A 15,683-nucleotide genomic window follows, 5' to 3' on the forward strand; every position below is an offset into this window, starting at 1 on the left:
CTGCGGGCCTGTCGCCCTCAGCTCAAAAACCGTTTAGTTTGCGATCGCGTGCCCACTCTTGCGGGGTGAACGCTTTAATCGACAGGGCGTGGATGCGGTTATCCGCAATATATTCCATCAGCGGCGCGTACACAGCCTGCTGCTTCTTCACACGGCTCATACCGTCGAACATCTCACCCACAGCAATAACCTGGAAGTGACTGCCATCGCCAGTGACGTGGGCTTCCTGAAGGGAGAGTGCATTCATCAGCACTGTCTGGATTTCATGATTTTCCATGGGCTCTTAATCATCTGATAGTGAAAACAAGCCCAACATCTTAGAGCAAAGTGACGTCGTCTTAAACAAGCAAAAAGCCCCGACGATGAAACTGTCAGGGCTTTCAGAAGTAACGCACTGAAAATACTAACGAGGCAGCACGTCGTGAGGGAGATTGTAGAGCTGCGCAAGGGTAACGACATTATCACTCGCGCCGTGAAGCTTGACGCTTTGCCCCTGCTTTTTCCCCACGGCAACCAGATGGGCGAGCAGCGCAATACCTGCTGTATCCACCCGTGTGACCTCGGTTAAGTCGATGAGCGTCACACCCTGCATCGCTTCATGACGTTTGTCCCACAATGGGTTCAGCAGATCCTGATCAAGTTCACCGGACAGCTTTAATGTCTCGCCTTCACGCGACCAGCTGAGTTGCTGAGACATTACTTCTTCTCATCCAGTGTAATTTTCTGACGAGAAATAGACTGCAGCTGCGCGGTAAGGCCATCAATGCCTTTGGTACGCAGCAGGTCGCTCCACTCGTTCTGTTTGGTGGTGATCATGCTTACCCCTTCGGCAATCATGTCATATGCCTGCCAGTGACCAGTCTGGCTATTTTTACGCCACTGGAAATCCAGACGAACCGGCGGACGGCCGTTAGGATCGTTGATGGTCACGCGGATAGGTACGATGGTCGCATCGCCCAGCGGTTGCTCAGGTGCAATCTGATAGGTCTGACCATGGTACATCGCCAGCGCCTGGCCATAAGCCTGTTTCAGGTATTCACGGAACGCGGCAAAGTAAGCATCACGCTGCGCGGGGGTCGCATCTTTGTAATAACGTCCCAGCACCAGCGCACCTGCATATTTGATCTGCACATACGGCAGCAGTTCCTGATCGACAACATCACGCAGATAATCAGGATTAGCACGAATTTTAGGTTGCTCGTTTTTAAGACGGTCGAAAGTCTTCTTGGCCGCTTCGTCCATCTGTTTGTACGGGTTACTCTGATCCGCAGCGTGGGCTCCGGTGAGAGGGGCAATGACCAGCATGGCAACCATTAACAGTCGTTTAAACATGAATGACTTCTCCTGAAATTAATTCGTCGTGCCAGATGTCGGTGCGACGTTGGTATGATCTTCACTCGGTGCAGAGGCAGCGTCGGATTTTTTCTCATCCCCTTTACTGTTGTAAAGGAACTGACCAATCATATCCTCCAGCACCATTGCGGACTTCGTATCCTGGATAACACTGCCGTCTTTAAGGATAGTCGTTCCGAGCTCTGGGTCTTCAAAACCGACGTTAAGCGCCAGATATTGTTCACCCAGCAGGCCGGAAGTCCGGATCGAAAGAGAACTGGTGTCCGGAATATGGTTATAACGCTCTTCGATATCCATCGCGACGCGTGGGAGATAGGTTTTCTCATCAAGCGTAATGTCCGACACACGGCCGATCACCACGCCACCAATACGTACCGGTGAACGCGCCTTCAACCCGCCGATATTATCGAAGGTGGCATAAATACGATATGTCGGCTCGGTGCGGACAGATGTGATATCAGCCGCTCGCAGGCAGATAAACAGCGCCGCCAGCAGTGCCAGTAACAGGAACACGCCGACCCAAATTTCATTTTTTCTCGTTTGCATGAACTCAATTCCCAAACATCAGTGCGGTGAGCACAAAATCCAGACCCAGTACGGCCAGCGACGAATGTACGACTGTACGCGTTGTTGCACGGCTAATGCCCGCCGACGTCGGGATGGCATCGTAACCATTGAACAATGCAATCCAGGTGACCGTAATAGCAAAGACCACGCTTTTAATCAGACAGTTGACCAGATCCATTCGCAGATCAATGGCGTCTTGCATGGCAGACCAGAAGAAACCGGCATCAATGCCTTTCCAGTGGACGCCAACCAGCGAGCCGCCCCAGATACCCACGGCGACAAACAGAATAGTCAGTAACGGTAACGAAATCACCCCAGCCCAGAAACGCGGCGAGATCACGCGACGCAGCGGATCAACCGCCATCATCTCCATGCTGGAAAGCTGCTCGGTCGCACGCATCAGGCCAATTTCAGCCGTTAATGCCGACCCCGCGCGCCCAGCGAACAACAGTGCCGCCACAACCGGCCCCAGTTCACGCAGCAGTGAGAGTGCCACCAGCATCCCGAGGCTGGTTTCTGCACTGTAGGTTGTCAGAACAAGGTAGCCCTGAAGCCCAAGCACCATACCGATAAACAGCCCGGAAACAATGATGATGAGCATCGACAGCACGCCGACATTATAGAGCTGACGCACCAGCAACGGTGCGTGCTTGCGGAATTCCGGCTTGCCGACCAGCGCGTTGAATAACATCAATCCGGCGCGCCCGAACGTCCTGATGGTTTTTATGCCACGGTGTCCGAGAGCGGCCAACGCATTTAACAGCATGAGTGGCTTAACTCCCTATTCCCAGTAAATCGTCACGATAGTCGCCCGCCGGGTAGCGGAACGGCACAGGGCCATCTGCAATACCGTCAAGGAACTGCCGCACGCGCGGATCGCAATTTTCCTGCAGCGCCTGAGCGCTACCGTGTGCGACGATCTTTTTGTCCGCCACGATATAGGCGTAATCGGCAATGCTCAATACTTCCGGTACATCGTGAGAAACCACGATACAGGTAACGCCGAGCGCGCTGTTCAGCTCAGAGATGAGCTTCACCAGCACACCCATCGTGATAGGATCCTGTCCGACAAACGGTTCGTCGAACATGATTAAATCAGGTTCTAGTGCAATGGCTCGCGCCAGTGCAGCGCGTCGCGCCATCCCACCGGACAGTTCCGAAGGCATCAGTTTTGCAGCACCTCGCAAACCGACGGCTTCAAGCTTCATCATCACCGTGCTTTTCAGCAGCTCAGGCGGCAGGCTGGTATGCTCGCGCAGCGGATAGGCCACGTTATCAAAGACGTTCATGTCGGTGAACAGAGCCCCCGACTGAAAGAGCATGCTCATGCGTTTACGGACAGTATACAGGCGCGAGCGCGACATCTCCGGGATGTTTTCGCCATCAAAGAGGATTTCACCGCTATCCGGTGGGATCTGCCCACCAATGAGGCGCAGCAGGGTCGTTTTACCGATCCCGGACGGCCCCATGATGGCAGTGATCTTGCCACGCGGTACGGTCAACGAAATATCATCAAATATCAATCGGTTAGCGCGAGAAAAACTCACACCGCGAACATCGACTAAATTCGCCATCGTTTGGCTCATTTATTGTTCCTTTCTTACCCTGCTCACATTAAGGCATGCAGCCTGAATCAGCCCCAAACTCAGCATTTTTACAGAATAATAGCCGTTGAGGTTAGCGAAAGCTGGCATTTGTTTTACTTTTCCGGCGCATAAAGTCAAAATTAGGAATTCGTTACGCCTCAGACAGTATGCAGTCCAGCCATTCCCGCGCGATGGACCGACGAGTATACCTGAAGAAAGGACTTTTGATGCTTTTAGCAACAGCACTGTTAATAATTGGTTTACTTTTGGTGGTCTACAGTGCTGACCGTTTAGTGTTTGCTGCATCTATCCTGTGTCGTCTGACTGGCGTACCGCCTGTTGTCATCGGGATGACCGTTGTCAGTGTTGGAACGTCGCTTCCTGAAATCATCGTCTCTGTTTCAGCATCGCTGCATGGTCAGGTAGACCTGGCTATTGGCACCGCGATTGGCTCGAACATCGTCAATATATTACTGATTTTAGGCCTGGCGGCACTCCTCCATCCATTTCGCGTGCATTCCGATGTTCTGCGCCGTGAATTGCCGCTAATGTTAATCGTAAGCCTGCTGGCAGGATGCGTATTTTATGATGGCGTACTGAGCTACAGCGACGGTATTTTCTTGCTGGCGCTGGCCGTCATCTGGCTGCTGTATAGTGTTAAAATCGCCCGCCAGGCTGAAAAGCTGGGTCAGGACAGCCTGACGCGGGAGCAGGTTGCCGAACTCCCCCGGGAGGGCACGCTGCCTGTAGCACTACTTTGGCTTGGCGTCGCGCTGATCATCATGCCAATGGCAACGCGCATGGTCGTCGACAACGCGACAGTGCTGGCGAACTATTTTGCCATCAGTGAACTGACCATTGGCCTGACGGTCATTGCCATCGGTACCAGTCTGCCGGAGCTGGCCACGGCCATTGCGGGAGCACGTAAAGGTGAAGATGACATTGCCATTGGCAATATCATCGGTTCCAACATTTTTAATATCGCGATTGTGATGGGCCTGCCGGCCCTGATCGCGCCCGGGCCTTTTAACCCGCTGGCGTTCTCACGCGATTACGGTGTGATGTTGCTGGTCAGCGTGATATTTGCCCTGCTCTGCTGGCGGCGGCAACGCCAGATCGGCAAAGGCGCAGGGGCGCTGCTGACGGGTGGATTTATCGTATGGATGGCGATGCTGTACTGGCTCTCGCCTCTTCTCTCTGGGTAAACGGAAACGCATTATGTCGCAAATAGAATTGCAGCCGGGTTTTGACTTTCAGAAAGCAGGCAAAGACGTTCTGGAGATTGAACGTGAAGGTCTGGCGCAGTTAGATCAGTACATTAATCAGGATTTTAGTCGGGCATGTGAGAAGATATTCTACTGTGCCGGCAAAGTCGTGGTAATGGGGATGGGCAAGTCAGGTCATATTGGCCGCAAAATGGCCGCGACGTTTGCCAGCACCGGAACCTCTTCTTTCTTTGTCCACCCGGGGGAAGCCGCACACGGTGACCTGGGAATGGTCACGCCGCAAGATATCGTCATCGCGCTGTCAAACTCCGGTGAATCCAATGAGATCCTGGCGCTGATCCCGGTACTGAAGCGACTGCAGGTCCCACTCATTTGCATGACCAGTCGCCCGGAAAGTAGCATGGCGCGGGCGGCCGATATTCACCTGTGCGTTAAGGTTCCCAAAGAAGCCTGCCCTCTGGGCCTGGCTCCGACCTCCAGCACCACCGCTGCACTGGTCATGGGTGATGCGCTTGCCGTGGCCCTGCTGGAAGCCCGTGGCTTCACGCCTGAGGATTTCGCCCTGTCTCACCCTGGCGGTGCGCTTGGGCGCAAGCTGCTTCTGCGGGTCAACGATATTATGCACACCGGGGATGAAATCCCTCACGTCAGTAAAGCGGCCTCCCTGCGCGATGCGCTGCTGGAAATCACCCGCAAGAATCTGGGTATGACGGTCGTGTGCGATGATCTGATGAAAATTCAGGGGATCTTCACCGATGGGGACCTGCGTCGCGTGTTTGATATGGGTGTAGATGTCCGCACACTTGGTATTGCCGATGTGATGACACCTGGCGGCATCCGCGTTCGCCCGGGTACGCTGGCAGTGGATGTGCTGAACCTGATGCAGTCCCGTCATATCACCTCCGTTATGGTTGCCGATGGCGACCAGTTGCTGGGTGTGGTACATATGCATGATCTGCTGCGCGCAGGCGTAGTGTAATGAAGGATAAGACAATGAGTAATGCGGGTGCATCCCTTGCAACCTGTTATGGTCCGGTCAGTACCCATATGATGGCGAAGGCAGAAAAGATTCGCCTGCTCATCCTGGATGTGGATGGGGTCCTCTCCGATGGCCTGATTTACATGGGCAATAATGGTGAAGAGCTGAAAGCGTTTAACGTTCGCGACGGTTACGGTATCCGCTGTGCCCTCACCTCGGGTATCGAGGTTGCGATCATCACCGGGCGAAAAGCTAAACTGGTAGAAGATCGCTGTGAGACGCTGGGCATTACCCATCTGTATCAGGGACAATCCGATAAGATGGCGGCGTTCAATGATTTAGTGGGTAAACTGGCAATCGCACCGGAAAACGTAGCTTATGTCGGGGATGACCTGATTGACTGGCCCGTGATGACTGAAGTTGGGCTGAGTATCGCTGTTGCCGATGCGCATCCGCTGTTGCTCCCACGCGCTGACTACGTTACCCACATCAATGGCGGCCGCGGTGCCGTACGTGAAGTCTGCGATCTGCTTCTGCTGGCGCAAGGCAAGCTTGATGAGGCCAAAGGGCAATCAATATGAGTAAAACCAGACGTTGGGTTATCATTCTGCTTTCGCTTGTCGCACTGGTATTGATTGGCGTGAATATTGCCGATCGCGACGATACGCAAACGGAAGTGATCAACAATAACGATCCAACCTATAAAAGCGATCACAGCGACACCGTGGTCTACAGCCCGGAAGGGGCACTGAACTATCGCCTGATTGCCCAGCATGTTGAATATTTTTCAGATGACGGTATTTCGTGGTTTACCCAACCTGTCATGACGACGTTTGATAAGGACAAAGTCCCGACGTGGTCAATCAAGTCAGACCGGGCAAAACTGACAAATGACCGTATGCTTTATCTATATGGCCACGTTGAAGTCAACGCTCTGACGCCTGACTCGCAACTGCGAAAAATTACGACGGATAATGCCCAGATCAACCTGGTGACCCAGGATGTGACGTCGCAGGATCTGGTCACACTGTATGGCACAACATTTAATTCCAGCGGTTTAAGAATGCGCGGGAACTTACGCAGCAAAAACGCCGAGCTGATTGAAAAGGTTAGAACCTCCTATGAAATTCAAAACAAACAAACTCAGCCTTAAAGTAATTATCGCCAGTGCGATGCTGGCGACCAGTCTCCCCGCGCTTGCTGTAACGGGCGATACCGACCAGCCGATCCATATCGAGTCAGACACGCAGTCTCTTGATATGCAGGGTAACGTCGTCACCTTTACGGGTAATGTCGTCATGACCCAGGGCACCATCAAAATCAACGCCGACAAAGTGGTCGTTACCCGTCCGGGTGGTGAGCAGGGCAAAGAGATTATTGATGGCTACGGCAACCCGGCAACCTTCTACCAGATGCAGGACAACGGCAAGCCGGTGAAGGGCCACGCCACGCACATGCACTATGAGCTGGCGAAGGATCTGGTCATCCTGACGGGTAATGCCTATCTGGAACAGCTGGACAGCAATATTACCGGCGACCAGATCACCTATCTGGTGAAAGAGCAAAAAATGCAGGCCTCCAGTGAGAAAGGCAAACGCGTAACCACCGTGCTGGTTCCGTCGCAGCTGCAGGACAAAGGTAAAGGCCAGGCCCCGGCACAGAAGAAGAGTAACTAATTCGTTATGGCAACATTAACTGCAAAAAATCTCGCGAAGGCCTATAAGGGCCGCCGTGTCGTAGAAGATGTCAGTCTGACCGTCAACTCCGGCGAAATTGTTGGCCTGCTTGGCCCTAACGGTGCGGGTAAAACCACCACGTTTTACATGGTCGTTGGCATTGTGCCGCGCGATGCCGGCAACATTGTTATTGACGATGAAGACATCAGCCTTCTGCCGTTGCACGCTCGCGCGCGTCGCGGAATCGGCTATCTGCCGCAGGAAGCCTCTATTTTCCGTCGTCTTAGCGTTTACGATAACCTGATGGCGGTTCTACAAATTCGTAACGACCTGACCAGCGAACAGCGACAGGATCGTGCCAACGAGCTGATGGAAGAATTCCACATTGAGCACCTGCGTGACAGCCTCGGTCAGGCGCTCTCCGGGGGTGAACGTCGCCGCGTTGAAATCGCGCGTGCGCTGGCCGCAAACCCGAAATTTATCCTTCTGGATGAACCGTTTGCGGGCGTTGACCCCATCTCCGTTATCGACATTAAACGTATCATTGAACACCTGCGCGACAGCGGGCTTGGCGTACTGATCACTGACCACAACGTGCGTGAAACGCTGGCCGTGTGTGAACGCGCCTATATTGTGAGCCAGGGCAATCTGATCGCCCACGGTACGCCGCAGCAGATCCTCGAAGATGATCATGTTAAGCGCGTCTATCTTGGGGAAGACTTCAGACTCTGATAGGGTAGAGGTAACGTAACGCCGAACCGGAGAAAAATGCTCTGAACATGAAGCAAGGTTTGCAATTAAGGCTCAGCCAACAACTGGCGATGACGCCGCAGCTACAGCAGGCAATTCGCCTGTTGCAACTGTCCACGTTAGAACTCCAGCAGGAGCTCCAGCAGGCGCTGGACAGCAATCCGCTGCTGGAACAAACCGATCTTCATGACGAGGTAGATACCCAGCAGTCGCAGGATACAGAAGCGCTCGATACCGCTGATGCACTCGAACAAAAAGAGATGCCGGACGAGCTTCCGCTGGATGCCAGCTGGGATGAAATCTACACCGCCGGAACCCCTTCCGGTACGCGTGCAGACTACCAGGATGATGAGCTACCGGTCTATCAGGGTGAAACCACCCAGTCGCTACAGGATTATCTGATGTGGCAGGTGGAACTGACCCCCTTCTCCGATACCGACCGCGCGATTGCCACGTCAATTGTCGATGCCGTTGACGACACGGGCTATTTAACCGTCACGCTGGACGATATTCTGGAAAGCATGGGCGACGACGAGATAGAGCTTGAGGAAGTTGAAGCCGTTCTGAAGCGTATCCAGCGTTTCGATCCGGTCGGTGTGGCGGCAAAAGATCTACGCGACTGCCTGCTGATCCAGCTTTCTCAGTTCAGCAAAGAGACGCCATGGATTGATGAGGCGCGCGTTATCATTAGCGATCATCTGGATCTGTTGGCTAACCACGATTTCCGCACCCTGATGCGCGTCACACGCCTGAAAGAAGAGGTGCTGAAAGAAGCGGTGAATCTGATCCAGTCGCTCGATCCACGCCCCGGACAGTCGATCCAGACCAGCGAACCCGAGTACGTGATCCCGGATGTGCTGGTCAGAAAACACAATGGCCGCTGGGTCGTTGAACTGAACTCTGACAGCATCCCTCGCCTGCAAATCAACCAGCAGTATGCCTCCATGTGCACCAGCGCACGAAACGACTCTGACAACCAATATATTCGTAGCAATCTGCAGGAAGCACGATGGTTGATCAAAAGTCTGGAGAGCCGAAATGATACGCTGCTCCGCGTCAGCCGCTGTATTGTCGAACAGCAGCAGGCTTTCTTTGAGCAGGGTGAAGAGTATATGAAACCGATGGTACTGGCAGATATTGCCCAGGCCGTCGAGATGCATGAATCAACCATTTCCCGCGTCACCACGCAGAAGTATCTGCACAGTCCACGCGGTATTTTTGAGCTTAAGTATTTCTTCTCCAGTCATGTGAATACCGAGGGCGGCGGTGAAGCGTCGTCAACGGCAATTCGCGCACTGGTGAAGAAGTTGATCGCCGCGGAGAACCCCGCGAAGCCACTGAGTGACAGTAAGTTAACCACCATGCTGTCCGACCAGGGTATTATGGTGGCACGTCGTACTGTTGCGAAGTATCGAGAGTCTTTATCCATTCCGCCGTCCAACCAGCGTAAACAGCTGGTTTGACACAACCGATAAGGAAGACACTATGCAGCTCAACATCACTGGACAAAACGTCGAAATTACTGAGGCTTTACGCGACTTCGTGAACGCGAAGTTTGCAAAACTCGAGCAGTATTTCGAAAGGATCAATCAGGTCTATATTGTGTTGAAAGTGGAGAAAGTGACTCATATCTCGGATGCAACCCTGCACGTCAACGGGGGTGAACTCCATGCCAGTGCGGAAGGGCAAGACATGTATGCGGCTATCGACGGCTTGATTGATAAGCTTGCGCGACAGCTTAATAAACATAAAGATAAACTGAAACAACACTAATTGTCCGGGCAGTTAACGGGTGCAGGACGGCCTGTTGTGAAACACAACGGGCCATTTGTACAGTTAGCGCTTAGGTGAAATTATGATGAACAACGATTCCGCTCTTCAACTGAGCAATGTCCTTAACCAGGAATGTACCCGCAGTGCAGTTCACTGCCAGAGCAAAAAGCGTGCGCTGGAGATCATCAGTGAACTGGCCGCAAAACAGCTGGGCCTGCCGCCGCAGGTAGTGTTCGAAGCTATCCTGACCCGTGAAAAGATGGGCAGTACCGGCATCGGCAATGGCATCGCGATCCCGCATGGCAAACTGGAAGAAGACACCTTGCGTGCCGTCGGTGTGTTTGTGCAACTGGAAACCCCTATCGCCTTCGATGCCATTGATAACCAGCCCGTCGATCTCCTCTTCGCGCTGCTGGTGCCTGCTGACCAGACGAAAACCCACCTGCATACGCTTTCTCTGGTCGCAAAACGCCTGGCTGATAAAACCATTTGCCGTCGACTGCGCTCAGCCCAAAGTGATGAAGAGCTCTATCAAATTATCACTGAAGCAGAAGGCAATCAGGATGATGCATAACCAGGAGATGGCTTTCACATCTGTTGTCCTGAGGAGAAACGGAACATGGTACTGATGATTGTCAGTGGCCGTTCAGGGTCGGGGAAATCCGTTGCTCTGCGCGCGCTGGAAGACATGGGTTTTTACTGCGTAGATAACCTGCCGGTCGTGTTGTTACCCGATCTGGCTCGGACGCTTGCGGAAAGACAAACCTCTGCCGCCGTCAGTATCGACGTTCGTAATATGCCTGAATCGCCAGAAATTTTTGAGCAGGCGATGAGTAACCTGCCTGAGGAATTCTCACCTCAGTTGCTGTTCCTGGATGCAGATCGTAATACCCTGATCCGCCGCTACAGCGATACCCGCCGTCTGCATCCGCTTTCCAGTAAGAACCTCTCTCTGGAGAGCGCTATCGACGAAGAGAGCGATCTGCTGGAGCCGCTTCGTTCTCGTGCTGACCTGATCGTCGACACCTCTGAGATGTCCGTTCATGAGCTGGCGGAAATGCTGCGTACCCGTTTGTTGGGCAAGCGCGAGCGTGAACTGACGATGGTGTTCGAGTCCTTCGGCTTTAAGCACGGTATCCCCATTGATGCGGATTATGTTTTCGACGTGCGTTTCCTGCCGAACCCGCACTGGGATCCGAAACTGCGTCCAATGACAGGTCTGGATAAACCCGTCGCGGCCTTCCTCGACCGACACACAGAAGTTCACAATTTTATCTACCAGACGCGAAGCTACCTTGAGCTATGGTTACCTATGCTGGAAACAAACAATCGTAGCTACCTGACAGTGGCGATTGGCTGTACCGGCGGTAAACATCGTTCGGTCTACATCGCCGAACAGCTGGCCGATTATTTCCGTTCACGCGGAAAGAACGTTCAGTCCCGTCATCGCACGCTGGAAAAACGTAAAACATGACCGTAAAACAAACTGTTGAGATCACCAATAAGCTGGGCATGCACGCACGCCCGGCGATGAAGCTGTTTGAGCTGATGCAGGGGTTCGATGCAGAAGTTCTGCTGCGTAATGATGAAGGCACAGAAGCGGAAGCGAACAGCGTGATCGCACTGCTGATGCTGGACTCAGCCAAAGGACGCCAGATTGAAGTAGAAGCCACCGGCCCCCAGGAAGAGGAAGCGCTGGCGGCGGTGATTGCGCTGTTTAACGCCGGTTTTGACGAAGACTAACGTTCGTCCCTTCGGCGGGTGGCGCTGTGCTTACCCGCCCTACATGAGATTATTACGCTGCATAAAACCCTCCCCGCCCAGTTGATTCATCTGGCGCATAATCCACGCCTGTCGGCTTCGCACGTAGCCTGATGGGGCACTGGCTTTAAAACGGATGGGATTAGGTAAAACAGCGGCCAATAGCGCAGCTTCTGACATACTTAGACGGCTTGCAGGCTTATTGAAATAACGCTGTGCAGCGGCTTCCACACCAAATACGCCGTCGCCAAACTCAGCGATATTGAGATAGACGGTCAGAATGCGTCTTTTACTCCAGACCGTTTCCATCCCCAGGGTCAACCCCGCTTCCAGCCCTTTTCGCACCCAGCTTCGACCATCCCATAAAAAAAGATTTTTGGCCGTCTGCTGCGACAACGTTGATGCGCCGCGCACGCGGTTTTCGTGGCGTTCGTTATGAGCAAGCGCCTTCTCAATGGCCGCCACGTCGAACCCCCAGTGCTCCGGGAATTTCTGATCCTCTGCCGCGATGACTGCCAGCCCCATGAACGGTGAAATCACGTCCATGCTTACCCAGTCGGAATGTGCAACATAGCGGAAATCCCCAGAGAGCCATGCGCCAATCTGGCGCTCAACCATCACAGCAGAGAAAGGGACCGGTACGATGCTGAATAAAGCAATCCCGCCGCCCCAGAAGACCGCCAGTACGAGCAGAGCTCTCAGCAGGAAACGCTTTAACCTTGCATCGGGACTGAACTTACGACTCATTCAGCAAGCACCAGCACTCTGTCCACCAGCTTTTCAATGCCCGTGGCTGCTTCAGCAATATTCTGCGCCAGCATGTATGCAGGCGTGGTAATAATTTTATTGTCTTCGTCCACCACGATGTCATCGACAGGACACGGCACATGTTCGCCGCCCATATCCTCAACAACTTCAGCAGTGTCGATGTCGGTCCCAATGGTCAGGCGCAGTGGGAAATCAAAAATTTTCGGCAGCATCGCCGGGGCAATACAGATAAAACCCTGCGGTTTACCCGCAGCGTGCATCGCACGTGACAGCGCTTTTAAATCCGGATCAACATGGCACTCTGCCCCCTGGGAAGCAAAGCTGCTCAGGTTTTTCGCTGCGCCAAACCCGCCGGGCACAATTAACCCATCAAGCTCTGAAGCATTAGCCTGATTAAGAGGGTGAATATCGCCGCGAACGATGCGTGCCGCTTCAATCAACACGTTACGAGTTTCCGCCATCGGCTCGCCAGTCAAATGATTAATTACATCAGTCTGGCTTTTATCCGGCGCGAAGCAGACAACATCAGCTCCGTTTCGGGAAAGCGCCAACAATGTGATGACGGCTTCATGTATCTCTGAACCGTCGTAAACACCACATCCGCTTAGCACGACACCAATCTTTTTCATCATCAGGTTCCTTCTTTGCAACTCGCTGAAGCACATTAATAATTTTGATTAAAACGCTATGCTTCACACATTTCACTGATTCATGTAACAAACCATTTAAGATTTGCTATCTTATCTGCGTGCGGCCTAAATTTTTCAGGCGGCGCCCATTCGAAAATAACTTGAAAAAACAGGCGCAGCCAAGATTTCCCTGGTGTTGGCGCAGTATTCGCGCACCCCGGTTAAGCCGGGGTCATTTTTTTCTGGCGTCGACCCAGGCTTTAAGTACCGCAACATCGTTTTGCCACTCTTGTTTCATCTCTTCGACCCAATCACCCACGTTATCTTCCCATGCAGGTAAATCAGGCGACTGAATCTGTTGTCCCAGCTGTTGCAGGTGACGCAGGCCAACCGAGCCGGCCGCACCTTTGATTTTATGCCCTTCTTCCACAATACCTTTCTGGTCTCGTGCCGTCAGGTTTGATTCCAGCACGCTCAGATAGCCAGGCATCATCTTTTCGAACACGGCCAGACCGTCGGTAATCAGTTTTGGACCAACCAGATCGATATACTGCTCCAGCATCGCGGTATCGAGTATCGTTTGGGCTTTTGCGCTATCAACAGACGTCATGGTGCTCTCCTCTTCATCACGGGTATCCCAGAACTTCTTGATCATGGCGGTCAGGGCAGGCACCGCCAGCGGTTTGCTAAGCACATCATCCATACCGGCATCGAGGTACTCTTTTTTGTCTTTCAGCACGTTCGCCGTCAGCGCGACCAGCGGCGGCAGATCGTCAGCGGCATACTTGCTCGTCAGTTCACGTGAGATATCCAGCCCGGTCATATCCGGCAGTTGAATATCCAGCAAGACGAGGTCATATTCACCCGGTTTAAACATCTCCAGCGCGGCTTTACCGGTCATTGCCACGTCCACACTGTTACCCAGTTTTTCCAGCACCGAGCGTGCCACAATCACGTTCAGCTCGATGTCTTCCACCAACAGGACGTGCAGCGCGGGCAGCGGCATATCGTCGTTTTCAAAGGTATCCTCAACCTCTTCAGCCACCGCTGGCGCATGTACCGTCAGCGTGAAGGTCGAGCCTTTGCCCGCCTGGCTGGTTACCGTAATGTCCCCGCCCATACTCTTCGCAAGCCGTTTAGATACCGCCAGGCCAATGCCTGTACCGGTGGCGGGTTTCCCGCCGTTGCTGTCTTTCACCTGGTAGTACATCGCGAAAATTTTGTCCTGCTCTTCCTGTGGAATACCAATCCCGGAGTCTTCCACCTCAAAGTGCAGCATGTCACCTTCGTCATAGCGGATGCGCACCGCAACTTGCCCCTTCTGGGTAAATTTCACGGCGTTACTGATAAGGTTCCACAGGATCTGGCGCAGGCGCGTACCGTCCGTGACCACTTTATGCGGCAGTGGCAGTGAGGGTTCCATAACAAAACTCAGCCCTTTCTGCTGAGCCTGCAGACCGGACAAGTTTTCCAGATCGGCCATGAAGCTGGTGAAATCAACCGGCTGGTTATCCAGTTGGACTTTACGGCGCTCCATCTTATCCATGTCGATAATATCGTTGAAGATATTACCCAGCGTGACCGCCGAGACATGGATAGTTTTGAGGTATTTTTCCTGTTCCGCGGTCAGATCGGTGTCCAGCAAAATACGGCTCAACCCAACAATGCCATTAAGCGGCGTACGCAGTTCGTGGCTGATGGTGGAGATAAAGGTGGTCTTATCGCGGCTGGCACGCTCCAGGGCATCCTGATAGCGCTTACGCTCGGTAATATCGCGACCAAAGCCCATCAGGCCATGACGTTTCCCGACGCGGTCGTAGTACGGCACTTTACGGATCTCAAAGCAGGCTTTGCGCCCGTCCGGGTAATCCAGCCACTGTTCATAGGTCAGCGAGACGTTGTGGCGGAAGACTTTTTCATCTGTCTCCATGACCTTGGCCGCCGCCTCCTCAGAATAGACATCCTGAGGTTTCAGGTGAATCAGCTGCTTTTCACTTTTCCCGGTCAGCAGCTCCATCGCCCGGTTACAGCCGGAGAACTCTTTGTCTTCGTTACGGTAGAAAACCAGATCCGGTGAAGCATCGAGGAACGAACGCAGGAAAGAGGATTGCTGCTCAAGCTGGATCTGCGTTACCTCACGCTCTTTCATTTCGATTTTAAGCTGCTCCAGTGTGGCCTGACGTTCGGCTTCCGCCTTTTCACGATCTGAAATCTCCTGATTTAACTGCGCAATGTTGTCTTTGAGCTGAACATTAAGCTTCAGGTCGCGCTCGCGCATCTCTTCCAGTTTATCGACCAGTTTTGACAAGCGCTGACGGGATTCTTCCAGCTGTTCAACCACCACGGAGAGGAAGTAGACCGCCCAGGGGGTAATGAGCAAGCCAAAGAAGATGGAGCGGATAACGTCGATACTCTCAACCTGACCATGCAAAACCATGGTGACGGCCATCTGCACAACGATGGCCAGAACAACCAGTGCCAGCGCAAGCAGCATGGAGAAACGCACCAGCCCGAGCTTCATCATCAGGTCGACGTAGTACTGGGCAAGCATTCGAATTTGCTTCATAGGGGATCCCTTCACGACTTTATCGCTCAATAATACTCAAATTCGCGGC

At 53.2% G+C, this 15,683-nt stretch carries 20 protein-coding genes; 11 read left to right on the forward strand and 9 right to left on the reverse strand.

The genetic code is table 11. From position 1 onward, the window contains the following. Positions 1-22: 22 nt before the first annotated feature. From ibaG to mlaF, 6 genes are all read right to left on the reverse strand, one after another. Complete coding sequence (gene ibaG / locus AAHF05_RS20000) at positions 23-277, reverse strand: BolA family iron metabolism protein IbaG (protein WP_008501458.1); 255 nt, start codon at positions 275-277, stop codon at positions 23-25. Between the two features lie 126 nt (positions 278-403). Then, a complete protein-coding gene (mlaB, locus tag AAHF05_RS20005) occupies positions 404-697 on the reverse strand; it encodes a lipid asymmetry maintenance protein MlaB (RefSeq protein ID WP_049007565.1) in 294 nt (97 codons plus the stop codon). Beyond that, positions 697-1,332, reverse strand: a complete 636-nt coding sequence (gene mlaC, locus AAHF05_RS20010) for a phospholipid-binding protein MlaC (protein WP_129324188.1) — start codon at positions 1,330-1,332, stop codon at positions 697-699. Before mlaC ends, mlaB begins: the two co-directional genes overlap by 1 nt. A gap of 18 nt (positions 1,333-1,350) precedes the next feature. Further along, positions 1,351-1,899, reverse strand: coding sequence for an outer membrane lipid asymmetry maintenance protein MlaD (gene mlaD / locus AAHF05_RS20015; RefSeq protein WP_028017030.1), 549 nt, complete (start codon positions 1,897-1,899; stop codon positions 1,351-1,353). Positions 1,900-1,903: 4 nt separating this feature from the next. Beyond that, positions 1,904-2,686 carry a lipid asymmetry maintenance ABC transporter permease subunit MlaE gene (gene mlaE, locus AAHF05_RS20020; protein WP_010436044.1) on the reverse strand — a complete coding sequence of 261 codons (783 nt, stop codon included), beginning with the start codon at positions 2,684-2,686 and terminating at the stop codon, positions 1,904-1,906. Between the two features lie 7 nt (positions 2,687-2,693). Then, positions 2,694-3,506, reverse strand: a complete 813-nt coding sequence (mlaF, locus tag AAHF05_RS20025) for a phospholipid ABC transporter ATP-binding protein MlaF (RefSeq protein ID WP_024906354.1) — start codon at positions 3,504-3,506, stop codon at positions 2,694-2,696. 227 nt (positions 3,507-3,733) lie between these two features. Between mlaF and AAHF05_RS20030 the strand changes: the two genes are divergently transcribed. From AAHF05_RS20030 to npr, 11 genes are all read left to right on the forward strand, one after another. Beyond that, positions 3,734-4,711 (forward strand): calcium/sodium antiporter, encoded by a 978-nt coding sequence (locus tag AAHF05_RS20030; protein ID WP_129324189.1) that lies wholly within the window; start codon positions 3,734-3,736, stop codon positions 4,709-4,711. A gap of 13 nt (positions 4,712-4,724) precedes the next feature. Then, positions 4,725-5,711: an arabinose-5-phosphate isomerase KdsD gene (gene kdsD, locus AAHF05_RS20035; RefSeq protein WP_129324190.1), complete on the forward strand. Its 987-nt coding sequence runs from the start codon at positions 4,725-4,727 to the stop codon at positions 5,709-5,711. Between the two features lie 14 nt (positions 5,712-5,725). Next, on the forward strand, positions 5,726-6,292 hold the full coding sequence (gene kdsC / locus AAHF05_RS20040) for a 3-deoxy-manno-octulosonate-8-phosphatase KdsC (protein ID WP_108091086.1): 567 nt from the start codon (positions 5,726-5,728) through the stop codon (positions 6,290-6,292). After that, the gene (lptC, locus tag AAHF05_RS20045; protein WP_028017027.1) at positions 6,289-6,864 is read left to right on the forward strand and encodes an LPS export ABC transporter periplasmic protein LptC; all 576 of its coding nucleotides are present in this window, start codon (positions 6,289-6,291) and stop codon (positions 6,862-6,864) included. The genes kdsC and lptC overlap by 4 nt, the downstream gene beginning before the upstream one ends. Next, the gene (lptA, locus tag AAHF05_RS20050; RefSeq protein WP_024906352.1) at positions 6,833-7,387 is read left to right on the forward strand and encodes a lipopolysaccharide ABC transporter substrate-binding protein LptA; all 555 of its coding nucleotides are present in this window, start codon (positions 6,833-6,835) and stop codon (positions 7,385-7,387) included. Before lptC ends, lptA begins: the two co-directional genes overlap by 32 nt. 6 nt (positions 7,388-7,393) lie before the next feature. After that, positions 7,394-8,119, forward strand: coding sequence for an LPS export ABC transporter ATP-binding protein (gene lptB, locus AAHF05_RS20055; protein ID WP_025756692.1), 726 nt, complete (start codon positions 7,394-7,396; stop codon positions 8,117-8,119). A gap of 47 nt (positions 8,120-8,166) precedes the next feature. Beyond that, complete coding sequence (rpoN, locus tag AAHF05_RS20060; RefSeq protein ID WP_129324191.1) at positions 8,167-9,600, forward strand: RNA polymerase factor sigma-54; 1,434 nt, start codon at positions 8,167-8,169, stop codon at positions 9,598-9,600. 22 nt (positions 9,601-9,622) lie between these two features. After that, a complete protein-coding gene (gene hpf, locus AAHF05_RS20065; protein ID WP_008501444.1) occupies positions 9,623-9,910 on the forward strand; it encodes a ribosome hibernation promoting factor in 288 nt (95 codons plus the stop codon). An 82-nt stretch (positions 9,911-9,992) separates the two neighbouring features. Continuing rightward, a complete protein-coding gene (gene ptsN, locus AAHF05_RS20070) occupies positions 9,993-10,484 on the forward strand; it encodes a PTS IIA-like nitrogen regulatory protein PtsN (RefSeq protein ID WP_008501443.1) in 492 nt (163 codons plus the stop codon). A 45-nt stretch (positions 10,485-10,529) separates the two neighbouring features. Further along, complete coding sequence (rapZ, locus tag AAHF05_RS20075; RefSeq protein WP_028017025.1) at positions 10,530-11,384, forward strand: RNase adapter RapZ; 855 nt, start codon at positions 10,530-10,532, stop codon at positions 11,382-11,384. After that, positions 11,381-11,653, forward strand: a complete 273-nt coding sequence (gene npr / locus AAHF05_RS20080; protein ID WP_003861872.1) for a PTS phosphocarrier protein NPr — start codon at positions 11,381-11,383, stop codon at positions 11,651-11,653. The genes rapZ and npr overlap by 4 nt, the downstream gene beginning before the upstream one ends. A gap of 39 nt (positions 11,654-11,692) precedes the next feature. Here npr and mtgA read toward each other — a convergent pair whose 3' ends face one another. The 3 genes from mtgA to arcB form a co-directional block, all read right to left on the reverse strand. Next, positions 11,693-12,418, reverse strand: a complete 726-nt coding sequence (gene mtgA / locus AAHF05_RS20085; protein ID WP_129324192.1) for a monofunctional biosynthetic peptidoglycan transglycosylase — start codon at positions 12,416-12,418, stop codon at positions 11,693-11,695. After that, a complete protein-coding gene (gene elbB, locus AAHF05_RS20090) occupies positions 12,415-13,068 on the reverse strand; it encodes an isoprenoid biosynthesis glyoxalase ElbB (RefSeq protein ID WP_129324215.1) in 654 nt (217 codons plus the stop codon). Before elbB ends, mtgA begins: the two co-directional genes overlap by 4 nt. Before the next feature lie 232 nt (positions 13,069-13,300). Next, a complete protein-coding gene (gene arcB, locus AAHF05_RS20095; protein WP_028017022.1) occupies positions 13,301-15,634 on the reverse strand; it encodes an aerobic respiration two-component sensor histidine kinase ArcB in 2,334 nt (777 codons plus the stop codon). Positions 15,635-15,683 lie beyond the last annotated feature (49 nt).

This window comes from Enterobacter adelaidei (genome assembly GCF_041937165.1).
In the GTDB taxonomy this organism is placed as follows: Bacteria; Pseudomonadota; Gammaproteobacteria; order Enterobacterales; family Enterobacteriaceae; genus Enterobacter; species Enterobacter adelaidei.